Raw genomic sequence first — 16,240 nt, forward strand, 5'->3', positions numbered from 1 at the left:
TCAGGGCGCGCCCGCGCGGCACCCGCACGCACAAAGCGGCACCCGCACAAGCGGCACCCGCACAAAAGCGGGCCGCCCCGGACCGGGGAACGGTCCGGGGCGGCCCCGAGGCGAGAGACGGCTCCGCGTCACGCCTCCTTGCTGAGGTTCGGGCCCGCGCCACCGGCGGCGGACTCGATCGGCGGGGTGTCCGGCAGCGCCGACTTCTCCTCGCCGCGGAAGGTGAACTTCTTCTCCTCACCCTCGCCCTCGGTGTCCACGACCACGATGTGGCCCGGACGCAGCTCACCGAAGAGGATCTTCTCCGAGAGCACGTCCTCGACCTCGCGCTGGATCGTCCGGCGCAGCGGCCGGGCGCCCAGGACCGGGTCGTAGCCCCGCTTGGCCAGCAGCTTCTTGGCCTCGCCACTGAGCTCGATGCCCATGTCGCGGTCCTTGAGCCGCTCGTCCACCTTGGCGATCATGAGGTCGACGATCTGGATGATGTCGCTCTCGGTGAGCTGGTGGAAGACGACGGTGTCGTCGACACGGTTCAGGAACTCGGGGCGGAAGTGCTGCTTCAGCTCCTCGTTGACCTTGGCCTTCATCCGCTCGTAGCCGGTCTTCACATCGCCCTGGGCGGCGAAGCCCAGGTTGAAGCCCTTGGAGATGTCCCGGGTGCCGAGGTTGGTGGTCATGATGATCACCGTGTTCTTGAAGTCCACGACCCGGCCCTGGGAGTCGGTCAGCCGACCGTCCTCCAGGATCTGGAGCAGCGAGTTGAAGATGTCCGGGTGGGCCTTCTCGACCTCGTCGAAGAGGACCACGGAGAACGGCTTGCGGCGCACCTTCTCGGTGAGCTGGCCGCCCTCCTCGTAGCCCACGTATCCGGGCGGGGAGCCGAAGAGCCGCGAGACGGTGTGCTTCTCGCTGAACTCCGACATGTCGAGCGAGATCATCGCGTCCTCGTCGCCGAAGAGGAACTCGGCGAGGGTCTTGCTGAGCTCGGTCTTACCGACACCGGACGGGCCCGCGAAGATGAACGAGCCGCCGGGGCGCTTGGGGTCCTTGAGGCCCGCACGGGTGCGCCGGATGGCCTGGGAGAGCGCCTTGATGGCGTCCTTCTGGCCGATGACGCGCTTGTGCAGCTCGTCCTCCATGCGCAGCAGCCGGGAGGACTCCTCCTCGGTCAGCTTGAAGACCGGGATACCGGTGGCCGTGGCCAGGACCTCGGCGATCAGCTCCTCGTCGACCTCGGCGACGACGTCCATGTCGCCGGCCTTCCACTCCTTCTCCCGCTTCGCCTTGGCGGCCAGGAGCTGCTTCTCCTTGTCCCGCAGGCCCGCGGCCATCTCGAAGTCCTGCGAGTCGATCGCGGACTCCTTCTCCCGGCGCACATCGGCGATCTTCTCGTCGAATTCGCGCAGGTCCGGCGGTGCGGTCATCCGGCGGATCCGCATCCGGGAACCGGCCTCGTCGATCAGGTCGATCGCCTTGTCCGGCAGGAAGCGGTCCGAGATGTAGCGGTCGGCCAGGGTGGCGGCCGCGACCAGGGCGGAGTCCGTGATCGAGACGCGGTGGTGCGCCTCGTAGCGGTCCCGCAGACCCTTGAGGATCTCGATGGTGTGGGGCAGCGACGGCTCGGCGACCTGGATGGGCTGGAAGCGGCGCTCCAGGGCCGCGTCCTTCTCCAGGTACTTGCGGTACTCGTCGAGCGTGGTCGCGCCAATGGTCTGCAGCTCGCCCCGCGCCAGCATCGGCTTGAGGATGCTCGCGGCATCGATCGCGCCCTCGGCGGCGCCCGCACCCACCAGGGTGTGGAGCTCGTCGATGAACAGGATGATGTCGCCGCGGGTGCGGATCTCCTTGAGCACCTTCTTCAGGCGCTCCTCGAAGTCACCGCGGTAGCGGGAGCCGGCGACCAGGGCGCCCAGGTCGAGGGTGTAGAGGTGCTTGTCCTTGAGGGTCTCGGGCACCTCGCCCTTGACGATGGCCTGGGCCAGTCCCTCGACGACCGCCGTCTTACCGACGCCGGGCTCGCCGATGAGGACCGGGTTGTTCTTGGTACGGCGCGAGAGCACCTGCATGACCCGCTCGATCTCCTTCTCGCGCCCGATGACCGGGTCGAGCTTGGATTCGCGGGCCGCCTGGGTGAGGTTGCGGCCGAACTGGTCCAGGACGAGCGAGGTGGAGGGAGTGCCCTCCGCCGGGCCGCCGGCGGTGGCGGCCTCCTTGCCCTGGTAGCCGGAGAGCAGCTGGATGACCTGCTGCCGCACCCGGTTCAGATCGGCGCCCAGCTTCACGAGGACCTGGGCGGCGACGCCCTCGCCCTCGCGGATCAGGCCGAGCAGGATGTGCTCCGTACCGATGTAGTTGTGGCCGAGCTGAAGGGCCTCGCGGAGCGACAGCTCCAGGACCTTCTTGGCACGGGGGGTGAAGGGGATGTGCCCGGACGGGGCCTGCTGGCCCTGGCCGATGATCTCCTCCACCTGCTGGCGGACCGCCTCGAGCGAAATCCCGAGGCTCTCCAGGGCCTTAGCGGCGACACCCTCACCCTCGTGGATCAGGCCCAGGAGAATGTGTTCGGTGCCGATGTAGTTGTGGTTGAGCATCCGGGCTTCTTCCTGAGCCAGGACGACAACCCGCCGCGCGCGGTCGGTGAACCTCTCGAACATCGTTAATCGCTCCTCAGAGCGGTCAGAAAGATCGGGGACGATCCCCTCCCTGTCCTTCCGCATGCTAGTCCCGCAACCCGGGACAGCTCATTCCAACTGCCGACAACCGTCCGGATCACCCCCGCTCGCACGGGGCAAACAGCCACTGGCCGATGCCCGAACAGCCGACAACTGCTTCAACCCGATGGTGCGAGACGATGTTCCCGCAGGCCAGGCATCTACGCCGACCGCCAGTACGCCGATGGCGAACGCCGCTTTCTCCTGACCCGCGGACCGCCCCTCCCCACTAGGGATGTCTTACCCGCAAGCACAGATACTCCATGCCGCACGGGCCGGTTCCATCCGCTACGGGCGAACAACCTTGCGCCCGTTCACCACCCCTGTAGGGGTCCTTTCGTGCACGGTGTGCACAGAGGCCCGTACGGACCGTGATGACCCGCGTGACCCATCGCGCACGTAACCAAGCGGGTGGGCGGGACGTTCTGCCGGGCATGATCCCCAGGGCTCACGGCGTGCGGCGGTCCGCACCGGCCGCCTTGTCACGCTGGTACGAGCGGGAGCTGGGCTGGCCGACGGCCGACAGCGATCCCGTCGAGCTGCTCACGGGGGTGGCCTTCGACGTCATCGAGCTGCCGGCCGTGGCCGGTTTCGCGATGCTGAGGCGCGTGCCGCGGACCGGTCCGGTCGCGGTGGAGGGCGCCTGGATGCGGCTTCTGGTGGCCGCCGGCTGCGCCGACGAGCTGCCGGGGCTGCTCGACTGGCTGGAGTGGGGCGGTGTGCCCCTGGACCTGAGCGCGATCGGCGCCGGAGGCCGGATCACCGCTCCCTGCCCCGCCTCCTCCTGGCCCCTGCCCCTGGCCGCCGGGACGCCCGGTGAACGGTGCCCGCAGGAGGCCGCCGTATGGCTGCGACCTCCCGACCCGAAGGGCGAGGTGGAGCCGACGCTGCCGAGGACAGGCTTCGGGGGCGATGGGGGCGCCCCCGATCTTGTGCGGCTCGTGGGTGCGGCGGCCACCGAGTGCCACCGAGCCCGATTGCTGCGCGCCCGGCCGCTGCCCAGGCAGCGGCGAGCCGGGGAAGGCTGACGCGCTCAGCCGTTGGCCTTCTCGTACGCCTCACGAACGGTCGCCGGGACACGGCCGCGGTCGTTGACCTCGTAGCCGTTCTCCTTCGCCCAGGCGCGGATCTTCGCGGTGTCCTGGCTGCCGCCCGACGCCACGCGCGTCTTGCCGCGGCCGCCGGAGGCCCGGCCACCGGTGCGCCGGCCGCCCTTGGTGTAGGGCTCCAGGGCGTCACGGAGCTTGTCCGCGTTGGCGGTGGTGAGGTCGATCTCGTAGCTCTTGCCGTCCAGCGCGAACGTCACGGTCTCGTCCGCCTCGCCGCCGTCGAGGTCGTCGACAAGAAGGACCTGAACCTTCTGTGCCATGGGGTTCCTTTCAGGGAAAACCGGGGGGCTCGGGGCGCGGCCTTAGCCGCTGATGACTCACCCCCCAGGTAATTACACTACGGGAGAATAGGAAACCGCTTTTCCCGGAAAAACACAAACCCCCCGGGAAGGTTCGACCGATCGACCAAGCGGGAAGGCTCATGGAAGGCGATGTTCCGGAGCTATGTGATAGGGGAGCGATTCGGACATAGGGCCCGCGATCACAGTTGCAGAAGCATCCGGCTGTTGCCAAGGGTGTTCGGCTTCACCCGTTCGAGACCAAGGAACTCGGCGACGCCCTCGTCATAGGAACGCAGGAGCTCGCTGTAGACATCGCCGTCGACCGGCGTCTCGCCGATCTCCACGAAGCCGTGCTTGGTGAAGAAGTCGACTTCGAAGGTGAGGCAGAAAATGCGCCGCACGCCCAGCCAGCGGGCCGTCTGCAACAGCTTGTCGAGCACCACGTGGCCTACGCCGCTGCCCTTGAGAGACCGATCGACGGCGAGAGTGCGCACCTCCGCGAGGTCTTCCCACATGACGTGCAGCGCGCCGCAGCCAATGACCTCACCGTCCTCGTCGCGCTCGGCGACCCAGAACTCCTGGATGTCCTCGTAAAGCGTCACGGTGGCTTTGTCGAGCAGGATGCCATCGGCCACGTAGGAGTCGATGAGCCGGCGCACCGCCCGTACATCGCTGGTCCGGGCACGGCGGACGGTGACTACTTTTGATAGTGCTGAGGACATGACCGGACGCTATCGCCCCGGGTCATCGCCCCGACTCACCGGGGCTCTCCCCCGGCTCCCCCAGTTGTGCGACGCGCATGGCATCCCGTAGTGCGTCGCGCTGCTCTTCGGACATCATCCCGAAGAACGCGACGAGGGCGGCCGCGGGGTTGTCACTGGCCGACCACGCTTCGTTCATCAGTGCGGCCGAGTAGGCGGCGCGGGTGGAGACCGCCGCATATCGATAGGCGCGGCCTTCCACCTCCCGGCGCAGCCAGCCCTTGTGATGGAGGTTGTCCATTACGGTCATGACCGTGGTGTAGGCGATCGAGCGTTCCCGCTGAAGGTCTTCCAGGACTTCCCGGACCGTGACCGGGCGGTTCCACTTCCACACCCGCGTCATGACCGCGTCTTCGAGATCTCCCAATGGCCTAGGCACACCGAGAATAATAGTGGGAGATGCCCTGAATGTCGGGATGTCCGGGATGTTTGCTCGGAAAAGACACACGCCCCGGACGCGGTGCGTCCGGGGCGTGGTGCGGTGTGGTCCCGTGTGCCGCGGCGTACCGCGGCGGTGCTGTGCGGGGTGGCGTCAGATCGGCTTGATCAGGACGTTTCACGCGCCGAGGCCGGGCCCTCCGCCTCGGCGCGGGCCGCCAGCGCGGCGTCCACCGCGGCGTCCTCCTTGGCCTTGTTGGCGCCGCCCTGGCTCTTCACCATCGTCACGATGAGCGCGGTGAAGGCCACAGCCATCACGACGGGCGGGACCAGCGCGGAGACGTAATCCATGGCTCTCGGCCTCCTTTTGCTCGAGACCACCAGGTTACGCGGCACACCGCGACCGGCCGGAGCCGGGCACCCGCCCCGGACGCGGCGGCCCGGGGGCCCGGGGGCCGGGGCGGGCGCCGGTGCGGGGATCGGCCCCGGGACCAGGCGGAACGGGCCCCGGCGACCGGCCCATGGCCCGTTCATCGGTCATCTGCCACCTGCCACCTGCCACCTGCCACCGATCACCGGTCAGGCGGAACGGGCCCCGGCGTCCGGGCCGAGCCTCGATTCGTGCTCCGGGGGCGGCGAGGGGCGGCGCTTGGGCGGGAAGACCTCCGCCGGCGTGGGCACCGGACGCCCTGGGCGCGGCGCCCGGCGGGCCGGCTCCCCTCGCCTCGGCTCCTCGCGGTCGCCGTGTTCCGGCGCCACGGGCTTTTTGCGCGGCGCCCGCTTCGGCTCGTCGGCCTTCTGCCCGGCCTCCAGCGCAGCGCCGCCCCACACGGCCTTCTGCCCGGCCTCCAGCGCGGCGTCCCGCCCGGCCTCCCGCACGTTCGCAGCCGCCTCCTGCGCGGCCTCTCGCGCGCTCCGAACCGCCGCTCCCCGCACAGCCTCCTCCGCGTTCCGGGACGCCCCCTGCACGGCCTTCCCGGCCGCCGCCGAGACCCCGCCGGGCAGGGCGCGCAGCCGGGGCGCCAGAGGGCGCGTGGGCGGCTCTGCGGCGGCGCCGGCGCGCTCCGCGAGCCGGGTGCGCACGCCTCGCTCGGCGAGCCGCTCACAGTGGCTCAGCAGCGCGCGCCGGCGCGTCGCCTCACCGCCCCCGGCGGCCGACCCGCACAGCGTGCGGAGCGCGGCCAGGTCCTCGGCGAGCGGCTCGTAACCGGCCGCGAGCGCGCCCTGGAGCTGCTCGAGGTAGCCGACGGCGGCTCCGGGCAGCGCGGCGCGGTAGCGGGCTAGCTCGTCGAGCAGGAACGCTCGCAGCCGCCCGCCCTCGCGGACCGCTTCGTCCACGGCCTCGGCGAGCCGGAGACAGTCCTGGACCTCCTCCGCCCGGTCCGGGCCGAGGGGGCCGGCAGAGGGGGTGACGGGGTGGGATTGGAGGGCGATGGCAAGGGCGCGTCGGAGCACACGCAGCTCATCCGCACTGAACGCCATTCCGCCGCGGGATCCATATGGCGTGGGCATGGAGCGACTTTAAGTGCTAAGCGGACAAATTTCGCTGAGCGTCGGACGGTGCGGCGCGTTGCGGGTGCCGCCGGCTCGCGGCCGCCCATTGCGCGCGCCACCTGGCCGCCATTACGGCCGCCATACGGGGGAGGCGTCGGCCGGGGCCGCGTCGACGCGGCCCCGGCCGAACCCGGCACCCGGGGGCGGACCGTCGCATCCGGGTGCCGGTGCATGTGGTCGACGGCCTCTTCCGCTTGTCAATACGGAATTCGAAGTGCCGTCTTTCCCTCGATCGCTCCTTGACCCAATGGCGAAGAGCGATCGGTGCGCCTGACGAATCCAGAGCGCGGGAATTCGTTTCGGAATGCCGTCAATGCGGTCGAGCACGCAGGTGAAGAGCTGATCGCCGGTGCTCAGCCGCGCGAGACGTTCCGCTCGTAGACCAGTCTGAGGCCGATGAGAGTCAGCCAGGGCTCATGCTCATCGATCACTGAGGATTCTCCTAGCACCATGGGCGCCAGCCCGCCAGTGGCGATCACGGTGACGTCCTCCGGGTCCTGGGCCAGCTCCCGCGCCATACGGCGGACGATCCCGTCGACCTGGCCCGCGAAACCGTAGAGGATGCCGGACTGCATGGCCTCCACCGTGTTCTTGCCGATCACGCTGCGTGGGCGGGCCAGCTCGATCTTGCGCAATTGCGCCCCGCGTACGCCCAGCGCCTCGACCGAGATCTCGATGCCCGGCGCGATCACCCCGCCCAGGTACTCACCGCGGGCGCTGACCGCGTCGAAGGTCGTCGCGGTGCCGAAGTCGACGACCACGCACGGTCCCTCGTACAGCTCGACGGCGGCCAGCGCGTTGATGATCCGGTCGGCGCCGACCTCCTTGGGGTTGTCCACCAGGATCGGCACCCCGGTCTTCACCCCCGGCTCCACCAGGACGGACGGCACATCGCCGTAATAGCGGCGGGTCACCTCGCGCAGCTCGTGGAGCACCGAGGGGACGGTGGAGCAGATGGAGATGCCCGCGATGCCGTCGCCCAGCTCCTCGCCGAGCAGCGGGTGCATGCCCATCAGGCCCTGGAGCAGGACGGCGAGTTCATCGGCGGTGCGGCGGGCGTCGGTGGAGATCCGCCAGTGCTCGATGATCTCGTCGCCGTCGAAGAGGCCCAGCACGGTATGGGTGTTACCGACGTCGATGGTCAGCAGCATGGGCGGCACCGCTTCCGGGCGGACTCACGGCCGAGGTCCGGCCCTGGGGTGGTGGGTGGGGCGACGGGCGGGCGGGTGTTACCGACGTCGATGGACAGCAGCATGGGTCAGCTCACCTCGGCCTCGCGCAGGTCCAGGCCGATGTCCAGGATCGGGGAGGAGTGGGTGAGCGCCCCGACCGCCAGATAGTCGACGCCCGTCTCGGCGTACGTACGGGCGCCCGCGAGCGTCAGCCGGCCCGAGGACTCCAGGGCGGCGCGCCCGGCGACCAGCTCGACGGCCTCGCGGGTGCGCTCCGGGGTGAAGTTGTCCAGCAGGATCAGATCCGCGCCCGCCTCCAGGACCGGCGGGATCTGGTCGAGGGTGTCGACCTCCACCTCGATCGGCACATCCGGGAACTCGGCCCGCACCGCGCCGAACGCCTCCGCGACGCCGCCCGCCGCGATCACGTGGTTGTCCTTGACCAGCGCGGCGTCCGAGAGCGACATCCGGTGGTTGACGCCGCCGCCGCAGCGCACCGCGTACTTCTCCAGGGCACGCAGCCCCGGGGTGGTCTTACGGGTGTCCCGGACCCTGGTCTTCGTCCCCTCCAGGGCGTCGGCCCACGCGCGGGTCGCGGTGGCGATACCGGAGAGGCGGCACAGGAGGTTGAGCGCGCTGCGCTCGCCGGTGAGCAGATCGCGGGTGCGGGTGCGGACGCTGAGCAGCTTCTGGCCGGCCACCACCCGGTCGCCGTCCTCGACATGCCGCTCGACCTCGAAGGCGTCCGTGCAGACGACGGACAGGATCGCCTCGGCGATCCGCAGCCCCGCGACGGTGCCCGCCTCACGGGCCGTGAAGTCGCCGGTGGCGAAGGCGTCCTCGGGGACGGTGGCCACGGTGGTGACGTCCACGCCCTGGTCGAGGTCCTCCTCGATGGCCATGTGCGCGATGTCCTCGACCTGGACGGGGTCGAGTCCGGCGGCGACCAGCAGCGCGGCGAGATCGGGGTCCAGACCGCACTCCATCGGGTCGAGCCCATAGCCGTCGGCGTCGTCCCCGCCGCAGCCGCAGGCGTCACCGCAGCCCGACCCCTCACCGGGGCGGCCGATCTGCAACAGCGGCAGGGCCACTGGTGGCTGACGGTCTTCGGAGGTGCTGCTGCTCACGGGCGGGACTCCGTCTCGGTTCGAGGGGTGATCGGTGGGGGGAACGCTTCGGAGTCCGTGGCACGGACATCCAGGGCGCCGTCCGGGCGGAGGGTGACCAGGAGGTGGCGGCGCCAGGCGGCGTCGTCCCGCTCGGGGCGGTCCTCGCGCCAGTGGCAGCCGCGGGTCTCCTCGCGGCGGAGCGCGGCGGCGACCAGGACGCGGGCGACGAGATGGAGGTTGGTGGCCTCCCAGGTCTCGACCCCGGGCTCGGCCGTCTTGCCGTCGCGCCGCAGCTCCTCCGCGGCGTCGTCGTGCACCCGGTCCAGCCGGTCGGCGGCACGGGCCAGGCTCTCGGCGGAGCGGAGGACTCCGGCGCCGTGGGTCATGATGTGCTGGATCTCGTAGCGGGACTCGGAGGCGAGCAGGGGCGGGCCACCGGCGTCCGGGGCGGGACGCGCGGGCGCTGCGGTCCCGGCGGACCGGGGCCCGGCGGCGGCGTGCTCCGGGCCGCGTCCCGCGAGGTCCTCCGCGCCGCCTGCTGCGATGTCGTCCGCGGGGTCCTCCGCGCTGCGTCCCGCGATGTCGTCCGCGATGCGCTCCGCGAAGACCAGGCCCTCCAGCAGGGAGTTGGAGGCCAGGCGGTTGGCGCCGTGGACGCCGGTGCAGGCGACCTCCCCGCAGGCGTAGAGGCCGGGGACGGTGGTACGGCCGCGCAGATCGGTGCGGACCCCGCCGCTCGCGTAGTGCGCGGCGGGGGCGACCGGGATGGGCTCGGTCACCGGGTCGATGCCGTGCGCGCGGCAGGCGGCGAGGATGGTCGGGAAGCGCCGCTCCCACATCCGGGCGCCGAAGTGGCGGGCGTCCAGGTACATGTGCTCGGCGCCTCGCTCCCGCATCCGGCGCATGATGCCCTTGGCGACGATGTCCCGGGGCGCCAGCTCGGCCAGCTCGTGCTGCCCCCGCATGAAGCGCACCCCGTCGGCGTCGACGAGATACGCGCCCTCGCCCCGCACCGCCTCCGAGACCAGCGGCTGCTGGCCCTCCGCCTCCGGGCCCAGCCACAGCACCGTGGGGTGGAACTGCACGAACTCCAGATCGCTGACCTCGGCCCCCGCGCGCAGCGCGAGCGCGACCCCGTCACCGGTGGAGACGGCGGGGTTGGTGGTCGCGGAGAAGATCTGGCCCATACCGCCCGTGGCGAGGACGACCGCGTCCGCGCGCACCGCGCCCACGCCGTCCCGCCGGCCCTCGCCCATGACGTGCAGGGTGACCCCGGCCGCCCGGCCGGAGCCGTCCTTGAGCAGGTCGAGCACCAGGGCGTTCTCCACGGTGTCGATACCGGCCGCGCGCACCGCCTCGACCAGGGCCCGGGAGATCTCCGCGCCGGTCGCGTCGCCGCCCGCGTGGGCGATCCGGCGGCGGTGGTGGCCGCCTTCGCGGGTCAGCAGGATCTCGCCGGTGTGGTCGTCGGCGTCGAAGCGGGCGCCGGTGGTGATCAGCCGGCGCACCGCGTCGGGCCCCTCGGTGACCAGCGTCCGTACGGCCCGCTCGTCGCAGAGCCCGGCGCCGGCGACCAGGGTGTCGTCCAGATGCTGCTCGGGGGTGTCGCCCTCGCCGAGGGCGGCGGCTATGCCGCCCTGGGCCCAGCGCGTGGAGCCGTCGTCCAGCCGGGCCTTGGTGACCACGGTGACCTTGGCCCCGGCCGCGGCGCAGCGCAGGGCGACGGTCAGCCCGGCGACACCGGAGCCGACCACCACGACATCGGCCTCGATGGCCCAGCCGGGGGCGGGGGCGCGCAGCGCGAGGGCGGGCGCCGCGGCGTCGGCCGCCGGCCGCCCGGTCGGGCGGCTCATCGGGCGGCTCCGATCCACAGGCGGATGTTGTCGATCAGGCGGGTGGCGCCGACCTTGGCCGCGACGGCCAGCACGGCCTCGCCGGTGTGCCCGTCGGAGACCTCGGTGAAGTCGGCGGGGTCGACCAGGGCCAGATAGTCGAGGACGAGCGGCGGTTCGAGCGTGGCCGCCTCGTCGAGCACCGCGCGCGCCGCGGACCGCACCGCGTCGGGGGACGCGACCCGTATCAGCTCGTGCTCCTCGGCGTCGGCCGGGGCCTCCCCGGCCGCCAGCAGCCCCGCGTCCCGCCCCGCGAACAGCGCCCGGGACAGGGCCAGCGCGGTGTCCCGCTCCTGGGCGGACAGATAGCGGTTCCGGCTGGAGAGGGCCAGGCCGTCGCCCTCCCGGACGGTGGGGACGCCGACGATCTCGACCGGGAAGTTCAGGTCGCGCGCCATCCGGCGGACCAGCGCCAGCTGCTGGGCGTCCTTCTCGCCGAAGAAGGCGACATCGGGGCGGGTGATGTGGAGCAGCTTGGCGACGACGGTGAGCATCCCGTCGAAGTGACCGGGCCGCGACGCGCCCTCATAGCCCTCGCCCATGGGGCCGGCGGCCATCCGGATGCGCGGCTCCCCGTCCGGGTACACCTCCTCGCCGGCCGGGGCGAAGACGATGTCCGCGCCCGCCGCGGCCGCGACCTTGAGGTCGGCGTCCAGGGTGCGCGGATAGCGGTCGAGGTCCTCGCCCGCGCCGAACTGGAGCGGGTTGACGAAGACGGTGACGGTCACCAGGCCCTTGGCGCCCACCCGGGCGCGGGCGGCGCGGATGAGCGAGGCGTGCCCGTCGTGCAGCGCGCCCATGGTCATCACGACGGCCGTGCGCCCCGGCACGGCGAAGTGGGCGAGCGCCGCGTCCAGCTCCGAGCGATGACGGAACAGCTCCACATCCGGCTCCCCGGGAAGCGCCTTGGTCCACAGCTTCGGGCTCATGCCTCGGTACCTCCCCGGCCCCGCACATCGGTCACATCGGAGAGCACGCCCAGCAGGTCCTCCGCGAGCTCGGGCTTGAGCAGGCCGTGCGCGAGCGCCCGGTCCGCGGTCGTACGGGCCATGGCCAGATAGCCGGCGACGGCCTGGGGGGCGTGCCGCCGCAGCTCCGCGACATGTGCGGCGACCGTGCCCGCGTCGCCGCGCGCGACCGGACCGGTCAGCGCGGCGTCGCCGCTGCGCAGCGCGTTGTCCAGCGCGGCGCCGAGGAGGGGGCCGAGCATCCGGTCGGGGGCCTCGACCCCGGACGCGCGCAGCAGCTCCATGGACTGGGCGACCAGCGTGGTGAGGTGGTTGGCGCCGATGGCGAGGGCGGCGTGATAGAGCGGACGGGCCTCCTCCGCGACCCACTCGGGCTCCCCGCCCATCTCGATGACCAGCGCCTCGGCCGCCAGCCGCAGCTCCTCGGGGGCGGTGACGCCGAAGGAGCAGCCGGCCAGCCGCTGGACGTCCACCGAGGTGCCGGTGAAGGTCATGACGGGGTGCAGCGCGAGCGGCAGCGCACCGGCCCGCAGCGCCGGCTCCAGCACACCGACCCCATAGCGGCCGGAGGTGTGCACCAGCAGCTGGCCGGGGCGCACCGCACCGGTTTCGGCCAGACCGCTGACCAACTCGGGCAGGGCGTCGTCGGGGACGGTGAGCAGCACCAGCTCGGCCCGCGCCAGCACCTCGGAGGGCGGGACGACCGGGACTTCGGGAAGCAGGGCGGCGGCCCGGCGCACGGAGGCGTCGGAAACACCGGACGCGGCGACCGGGCGGTGCCCGGCCAGCCGGAGCGAGGCGGCGAGGGCGGGGCCGACGCGGCCCGCGCCGACGACCCCGACGGTGAGCCGGGCAGGTCGGTCCCGCGGCTCGGGAAGTGGTTGTGCGTTCACGCGACAGCGGCCTTCCGTTCCAGTCCTCAGGGGGTACCGGACGATTCCCCGCCATGCTACGCGAGTGTTTCCGGGGGGTTTGGCCGCACACCCGGGCCTGTGGACAACTCTGTGGTCCGACGGACGTCCGTACGACATCATCGGCCCATGGCGGACGACACGGACGGCACGGACAGCGGCAAGGGCGGCGGCACGGACAGCGGCACGGACGAGGTGGCCGACGGCACGGGGGGCGACCCGGAGCGGGCCGCGCGAGCGCGCCGCCTCGCGGCCTGGCACGCCTCCGAGCGGACGCTCGCACGGCCGTCGGCGAATGGGCGGATCGCCGAGCGGCTGGCCGACCTCACGGCCGCCCTTACGGCCGACGGCCCGTCGTACGGCGGGGACGGATACGTGGACGTCTACGGCGACGGGATCGTGGCGGAGCTGGAGCGGCGGGTCGCCGCACTGCTCGGCATGGAGGCCGCGGCGTTCTTCCCCACCGGCACCATGGCGCAGCAGATCGCGCTGCGCTGCTGGGCGGGGCGCACCGGCACCCCGGTGGTGGCGGTGCATCCGCTGGCGCATCTGGAGGTGCACGAGCGGGACGCGTATCTGACGGTGAGCGGGCTGCGCGCGGTGGCGACGACGCGCGAGCCGCGGCCGCCCACCGCCGAGGAGATCCGCGACCTCGACGAGCCGTTCGGCACGCTCGCCCTCGAACTGCCGCTGCGCGACGCCGGATTCCTGCTGCCCGAGTGGGACGAGCTGGTCGCGGTCGTGGAGGCGGCCCGGGAGCGGGACGCGGTGGTGCACTTCGACGGGGCGCGGCTGTGGGAGTGCACGGCACACTTCGGCCGGGGGCTGGAGGAGATCGCCGCCCTGGCGGACTCCGTCTACGTGTCCTTCTACAAGTCGCTCGACGGCATCTCGGGGGCCGCGCTGGCCGGGCCCGAGACCCTGGTGGCGGAGGCCAAGGCATGGCGCCACCGGTACGGCGGCCAGGTCTTCCAGCAGTGGCCGGCCGCACTGGCCGCGCTGGCCGGCCTGGACCGCGAACTGCCGAGGCTTCCGTCGTACGTGGCACACGCCCGGGTCGTGGCGGAGGCGCTGCGGAAGGCGTTCACGGCGGCGGGGGTGGCGTGGTCGCGGGTGCATCCCGAGGTGCCGCACACCCACCAGTTCCAGGTGTGGCTGCCGTATCCGGCGGCGGTGCTGGACGAGGCGGGGGTGCGGCTGGCGGAGGAGACCCGGACGACGCTGTTCCGGCGCTGGACGGAGCCGGGGCCGCCCGGACTGGCCACGACGGAGGTGACGGTCGCCTCACCCGCACTGGAGTGGACCGCCGACGACGTCACGGCCGCGGCCGACGCCTTCCTGGCGCGGGTCCGGGAGCTCATGAAGGAGGACGGCTGACCGGCGCCGCAGGGCGTCGAGCCCCTCTTACGGCGTGCACGGATCGCACGGCGTGCACGGATCGCACGGCTCTTACGGCTGTCGCGGCTCTTGCGCTCGCTTTCCCGGTCCACAGGACGCCGAGGGCCCTTACGGCGCGCAGCGCGTCCGTAAGGCGGCCATGACGGCCGCGGCGGCGGACCGGGCGCTCCGCCATCACCCGCCGGAAGTCGCGGTACTCCCGCAGCTCCCGGAGGGTGCGCCAGTGGTGCCGGCCCGGTGCGGGCGGGGCGGGTTCGCCGCGCTGGGCGGCCCGGTACAGGTCGAGTGCGTACTGCTCGGTGAGGGACATGGCTCGACCGTCCGCCCGGCCCCGGGCGCGGGTCACGCCGATTGACGAGGGCCGTCAAACGAGGGCGGCGCCGACCGGGGACTCCCGCACCATGGGCACATGGCCAACGTCATCGACATCGCCGGGCTACCGCCCGAGCGCATCGTCTTCAGCCCGTCCCCGCTCGCCGAGCTGGGCGCCGCGCTCCATGTGCTGTCCGAGCCCGGCCACCACCCCGGGCTGCACGGCTGGGCCACCGCCACCGCCTCCGGCCTCAAACCGGATCTCGCGGACCGGCTCCACGAAGCCGACTTCCTGTGGCGCTCGGCCCGCTCCGATCTGCTCCTCCCGGCCGTCCCCGGGGCGACGCTCGCGGAGGAGCTGGACGCGCTGGACCGGATCGACGACGAGACGTTCGTGGCGGCCGCCTTCGAGATCGCCTGCTCCACCTCGTACACCCAGCACACCCCCTCGCCGCTGGTCGACGCGGACGAACGGGCCCGGGTCCGCGAGATGGCGGCGGCCCGGGGGCCTCGGCAGGCGGCCTTCACCGATCGCATGCTGGCCGACCCGGACGGGCTGCGGGTGTGGTTGCGGCGGCTGCTGGAGGACTGCGACCAGGCGTTCTTCGCCGACACCTGGCGGCGGGTGCGCGTCCAGCTGGCCGCCGACGCCCGCCACAAGGCCGAGCTGCTACGGCGCAAGGGGCTCGCGGAGGCGCTGGCGGCGGCCTCGGCCGCGCTGTCGCTGTCGGAGGACGGGGACCGCGTCCTGGTCGACAAGCTGGCGGGCGGCCGTACGACGGCGTCCGGCGACGGCATCACCTTCATCCCGACCGCCTTCGGCTGGCCGCATCTCTTCGTCGTCCACGCCCCCGGCTGGCGCCCGGTGGTCCAGTACCCGGTCACCACCCCCGAGCTGCCCCCGCCCGCCGCCCTGGAGCTCGTCCAGCGCCGCCTCGATGCCCTGGCCCACCCGATGCGCATGCGCCTGTGCCGCACGCTCGCCCGCGGCCCGCACACCACCGGTGAACTCTCCGAGTCGCACGGCATCACGCCCCCGGAGGTCTCCCGCCACATCGCCGTCCTGAAGAAGGCCGGTCTCCTCACCACCCGCCGCCGTGGCCGCTATGTGCTGCACCAGCTCGAGCTGACCTCGGTGGCCCGGCTGGGCAGCGACTTCCTGGAGAGCGTCCTGCGGTAGGGCCGCATGCCCGGCCGCGCCCGCCTAGGATGTTCACCCCACAGCGAACATCAGCCGGGGCCGTGCGTGGGCCGTGAGCGGCGGAGGAGCAGAGCAGCGATGAGCAACCGGAGCCACCGGCCCGCGCCCGAGCACACCCACCCCGACGACGTCCCCGTGCAGACCGCGCTCGCGGCGCTCGCCGATCCCGTGCGGCTTCAGCTGGTCCGCGAGCTGGCCACGGCGGCCGACTGGGAGCGCACCTGCGGCACCTTCGACGTGCCCGTGGGCAAGGCGGCCCTCAGCCACCACTTCTCGGTGCTGCGCGCGGCCGGGCTGATCGAACAGCGCGACCAGGGCCCCAAGCGGGTCAACCGGCTGCGCCGCCCCGAGTTCGACCAGCGCTTCCCCGGACTGCTCGACCTGGTGTTGCGCGAGCGGCAGGAGGACGGTGCGCGCGGCGAGGACGAACGGTAAGGCGCCCGCCCAGGCAGTAAGGCGGCCGTCACGGCGGTAAGACGCCCG

15 protein-coding genes are annotated in these 16,240 nt (G+C 72.4%); 4 read left to right on the plus strand and 11 right to left on the minus strand.

The features are described 5' to 3' along the window. Nucleotides 1-128: 128 nt before the first annotated feature. A complete protein-coding gene (locus tag PS467_RS19600; RefSeq protein ID WP_060948350.1) occupies nt 129-2,654 on the minus strand; it encodes an ATP-dependent Clp protease ATP-binding subunit in 2,526 nt (841 codons plus the stop codon). 491 nt (nt 2,655-3,145) lie between these two features. Here PS467_RS19600 and PS467_RS19605 point away from each other — a divergent pair, with 491 nt between their 5' ends. Then, on the plus strand, nt 3,146-3,739 hold the full coding sequence (locus PS467_RS19605) for an SCO3374 family protein (protein WP_311036384.1): 594 nt from the start codon (nt 3,146-3,148) through the stop codon (nt 3,737-3,739). Nucleotides 3,740-3,744: 5 nt separating this feature from the next. Here PS467_RS19605 and PS467_RS19610 read toward each other — a convergent pair whose 3' ends face one another. The 10 genes from PS467_RS19610 to PS467_RS19655 form a co-directional block, all read right to left on the minus strand. After that, entirely contained in the window at nt 3,745-4,080 is a 336-nt protein-coding gene (locus PS467_RS19610) for a histone-like nucleoid-structuring protein Lsr2 (protein WP_268972917.1), read from the minus strand. 221 nt (nt 4,081-4,301) lie between these two features. Next, the gene (locus tag PS467_RS19615) at nt 4,302-4,823 is read right to left on the minus strand and encodes an amino-acid N-acetyltransferase (protein WP_268972918.1); all 522 of its coding nucleotides are present in this window, start codon (nt 4,821-4,823) and stop codon (nt 4,302-4,304) included. Nucleotides 4,824-4,845: 22 nt separating this feature from the next. After that, nucleotides 4,846-5,241, minus strand: a complete 396-nt coding sequence (locus PS467_RS19620; protein ID WP_078962213.1) for a BlaI/MecI/CopY family transcriptional regulator — start codon at nt 5,239-5,241, stop codon at nt 4,846-4,848. 167 nt (nt 5,242-5,408) lie between these two features. Further along, complete coding sequence (locus tag PS467_RS19625; protein ID WP_311036385.1) at nt 5,409-5,591, minus strand: hypothetical protein; 183 nt, start codon at nt 5,589-5,591, stop codon at nt 5,409-5,411. Nucleotides 5,592-5,819: 228 nt separating this feature from the next. Further along, complete coding sequence (locus PS467_RS19630) at nt 5,820-6,752, minus strand: hypothetical protein (RefSeq protein WP_311036386.1); 933 nt, start codon at nt 6,750-6,752, stop codon at nt 5,820-5,822. Nucleotides 6,753-7,147: 395 nt separating this feature from the next. Beyond that, nucleotides 7,148-7,945, minus strand: a complete 798-nt coding sequence (locus PS467_RS19635; protein ID WP_268972921.1) for a type III pantothenate kinase — start codon at nt 7,943-7,945, stop codon at nt 7,148-7,150. A gap of 107 nt (nt 7,946-8,052) precedes the next feature. Continuing rightward, nucleotides 8,053-9,093 carry a carboxylating nicotinate-nucleotide diphosphorylase gene (gene nadC / locus PS467_RS19640; RefSeq protein ID WP_311036387.1) on the minus strand — a complete coding sequence of 347 codons (1,041 nt, stop codon included), beginning with the start codon at nt 9,091-9,093 and terminating at the stop codon, nt 8,053-8,055. Continuing rightward, on the minus strand, nt 9,090-10,928 hold the full coding sequence (locus PS467_RS19645; protein ID WP_311036388.1) for an L-aspartate oxidase: 1,839 nt from the start codon (nt 10,926-10,928) through the stop codon (nt 9,090-9,092). Before PS467_RS19645 ends, nadC begins: the two co-directional genes overlap by 4 nt. Beyond that, nucleotides 10,925-11,896 (minus strand): pantoate--beta-alanine ligase, encoded by a 972-nt coding sequence (gene panC, locus PS467_RS19650; RefSeq protein ID WP_268972924.1) that lies wholly within the window; start codon nt 11,894-11,896, stop codon nt 10,925-10,927. The genes PS467_RS19645 and panC overlap by 4 nt, the downstream gene beginning before the upstream one ends. After that, nucleotides 11,893-12,828, minus strand: coding sequence for a Rossmann-like and DUF2520 domain-containing protein (locus PS467_RS19655; protein ID WP_268972925.1), 936 nt, complete (start codon nt 12,826-12,828; stop codon nt 11,893-11,895). The genes panC and PS467_RS19655 overlap by 4 nt, the downstream gene beginning before the upstream one ends. 147 nt (nt 12,829-12,975) lie before the next feature. Here PS467_RS19655 and PS467_RS19660 point away from each other — a divergent pair, with 147 nt between their 5' ends. From PS467_RS19660 to PS467_RS19670, 3 genes are all read left to right on the plus strand, one after another. Next, nucleotides 12,976-14,223, plus strand: a complete 1,248-nt coding sequence (locus tag PS467_RS19660; protein WP_311036389.1) for a threonine aldolase family protein — start codon at nt 12,976-12,978, stop codon at nt 14,221-14,223. 430 nt (nt 14,224-14,653) lie between these two features. Then, entirely contained in the window at nt 14,654-15,736 is a 1,083-nt protein-coding gene (locus PS467_RS19665) for a DUF5937 family protein (RefSeq protein WP_311036390.1), read from the plus strand. A 99-nt stretch (nt 15,737-15,835) separates the two neighbouring features. Next, entirely contained in the window at nt 15,836-16,192 is a 357-nt protein-coding gene (locus PS467_RS19670) for an ArsR/SmtB family transcription factor (protein WP_311036391.1), read from the plus strand. Nucleotides 16,193-16,240: the final 48 nt, after the last annotated feature.

Origin of the sequence: Streptomyces luomodiensis (genome assembly GCF_031679605.1) — a bacterium.
GTDB lineage: Bacteria > Actinomycetota > Actinomycetes > Streptomycetales > Streptomycetaceae > Streptomyces > Streptomyces luomodiensis.